Source organism: Dactylosporangium sp. NPDC005555 (assembly GCF_040605635.1).
Taxonomy (GTDB): Bacteria; Actinomycetota; Actinomycetes; order Mycobacteriales; family Micromonosporaceae; genus Dactylosporangium.
The window spans coordinates 1-1,054 of the sequence record NZ_JBEXDG010000193.1 but is presented as its reverse complement, the minus strand read 5'-3'; the positions used below and the strand labels follow the sequence as shown (position 1 = coordinate 1,054).

Here is a 1,054-nt window from a genome sequence, read left to right as displayed (position 1 = left end):
CACCGCCCACGGCCACAACACCTTCCGGGCACTCACCGACCTCATCATCGGTCGGCCCTGGCTACCCGCCGTCAACTGACCACCTGATCAGTCACCCGCGGGTGAGACAGTCAGTTCGTCACAGCGGGTGACCGGCGCTTCCGCCGTCGGTGGCCTGACATGCCGATGAGCGCGCACGTGACCATGGCGGCGGGCCCGTCGAGCCGGTCACTGTCAAGCGATCCTGTGGCGACGCCTGACCCTGATGGGGGGCGCCGTCGCGGCGTTGTCATGCCGGTGGTTCCGGCAGGCCGAACAGGTCGGCGAGGCCGCTGACCTGGATCCGTTGGTGCATCGCGGGGGTCAGCGCTTCGAGGTCCAGGCTGCAGCCGGCGTCGTCGCACCAGCGTTTGGCGGCAACGATCGCGCCGAGACCTGACGAGTCCATGAACGTGATCAGTGCGAGATCCACGGCCAGCACGGTCGGCTCCAGCTGCAGTGCTGCACGGACCGTCGTGCGGAACTGATCAGCGGTCTGCTGTTCCAGCTCGCCACTGAGGACGATCGTGACCCTGCCGGCCGACGGTATGCCGATCTCGGTCAAGAGCGGCATCGTTCACCTCGATCCATTTCGGTGCTCGGGCTCGACGATACCGACCCATTTGTCACCCGCAACTCGATGCGACAGGAGATGGATGCGACTGTGCGGCCGGGGATTCCCGAGCCGGGGGCGGTGGTTCCGGGGCGGCGGGCGTGACTGTTCAGAGATGGGTGGGCAGGTGACGCCGCCCCCGAGGCGCTGGCGACCCGCCGAGAAAATCTATGGTGGACACGCTAGACATGCTCACTGCCGTCGGCTAACGTTCTTCATGTCGAGAGCAGAGAACACAAAAGACGCTGACGAACCGCCCCACCCGTTGGGCGCAGGAGCAGAGCCGGCAGCAACATCGCAGGTTCGCTCGGCACGGCAGAACGAGATCGGGTGAGCCAGAGATGGTGTTGGTGGCATCGCCCGTAGGACGGTTTCATCCGCAGGTGAGGGTCATGAAGTTGCGTGGACCCGCAGCACCGGCGG

The 1,054-nt window shown here is 66.0% G+C and carries 1 protein-coding gene; it reads right to left on the bottom strand.

From position 1 onward, the window contains the following. Positions 1–268: 268 nt before the first annotated feature. On the bottom strand, positions 269–592 hold the full coding sequence (locus ABZS58_RS51480) for an STAS domain-containing protein (protein ID WP_354792175.1): 324 nt from the start codon (positions 590–592) through the stop codon (positions 269–271). Positions 593–1,054 lie beyond the last annotated feature (462 nt).

Coding starts and splice junctions, on each gene's coding strand:
- ABZS58_RS51480 (WP_354792175.1), bottom strand. CDS start 592: ATGCCGCTCTTGACCGAGATCGGCATACCGTCGGCCGGCAGGGTCACG.